This is a genomic window from Streptomyces sp. NPDC058864 (assembly GCF_042742985.1).
Lineage (GTDB): Bacteria > Actinomycetota > Actinomycetes > Streptomycetales > Streptomycetaceae > Actinacidiphila.
Map to the genome: position 1 here is coordinate 1 of NZ_JBHYMQ010000165.1, position 1309 is coordinate 1309.

General features: G+C 67.6%; 2 protein-coding genes. Both read left to right on the top strand.

Translation table 11 applies throughout. The features are described from left to right. Positions 1-51 precede the first annotated feature (51 nt). Entirely contained in the window at positions 52-906 is an 855-nt protein-coding gene (locus tag ACFW3D_RS42145) for an IS5 family transposase (protein ID WP_500513797.1), read from the top strand. Then, complete coding sequence (locus tag ACFW3D_RS42150; RefSeq protein ID WP_500513799.1) at positions 903-1301, top strand: hypothetical protein; 399 nt, start codon at positions 903-905, stop codon at positions 1299-1301. Before ACFW3D_RS42145 ends, ACFW3D_RS42150 begins: the two co-directional genes overlap by 4 nt. The last annotated feature ends 8 nt before the right edge of the window (positions 1302-1309 follow it).

A 1309-nucleotide genomic window follows, 5' to 3' on the forward strand; every position in this document is an offset into this window, starting at 1 on the left:
CTGATCCTCGTCCCGGCCGACTGCTCGTCATGTCCATGCTGGGATGCGGGCATGGAGCGAAGACCGTATCCGAGCGACCTATCGGATGAGCATTGGGCGTTGATCGAGCCGATGATCACGGCCTGGAAGGAGGGCCGGGTAGCGCGGTCGGCGACCGGGGATCCCGGGTCCTGCGACCTGCGGGAGGTCGTGAACGCGATCTTCTACCAGAACCGGACGGGCTGCCAGTGGCGCTATCTGCCGCACGACCTGCCGGCCTGGTCGGCGGTGTTCTACTACTTCACGCTGTGGCGTCAGGACGGGCTTGACCAGCGGATCCAGGAACTCCTGCGCTGCCAGGTGAGGGAGAGAGCCCGCCGATTAGAGGACCCGTCCCTCGTGATCATCGACACTCAGTCCGTGCGCGCGGCCGCCGGTGTCCCGAAGACCACGACGGGACTGGACGCCAACAAAAGGATGTCGGGCCGCAAGCGAGGACTGGCCGTCGACGTTCTGGGGCTGATCATCGGCGTCGTCGTGCTCGCCGCCTCCACCCACGACAACGCCGCCGGCACCGCCCTGCTCGACCAGGCGGCCGAGCGGTGCGGGATGCGCCTGGAGAAGGCCCTGGTGGACCAGGGCTTCAAGGACGAGGTTCTCATCCATGGTGCCCTGCTGGACATCGACGTCGAGGTCGTCCGCCGCAACCCGGCTGACCAGGGCAAAGGCTTCGTCCCGCAGCCCAAGCGGTGGATCGTGGAGCAGGTCAACGGCACGTTGATGCTGCACCGGCGTCTCGCCCGTGAGTACGACCACCGGCCCGACACCTCCACCTCGCGCGTCTACTGGGCCTCGATCGCGAACATGGCCCGCCGCCTCACCACAGCGAGTCCCGCCTGGCGTGACGCCCTCGGGCTGGCCGCGTGAACGTCATCGATCTCCTGGCCGACCTCCAGGCCCAGCACGACGAGACCGCCGCCCGGGCCGGTGAACTGCGCCAACAGATCGATCACTTGACCGCCGCCCTGGCCGAGACCGAAGCGCGACTCGCGGACCTGGCCACCACCCGGAAGGTCATTGCCGAACTCGCACCGGCTGGAGGCCAACCCGCACCGCCCGAGACGAACACCGCCTACCAGGCCATCGTGCGCGCCTTCAACCAGCACCCCGACCAAGAGTTCCGAGCCCGTGAGCTGCACGAACTCCTCGGTATGCCCACCGACGAGGCATCCGTCAACATCACCCGCAGCCGTCTCGGACGCCTCACCCGCCAAGGCTTCCTCACCCAGCCCGGACGAGGCCGCTACCAGAAACGGACTTAACGACCTCT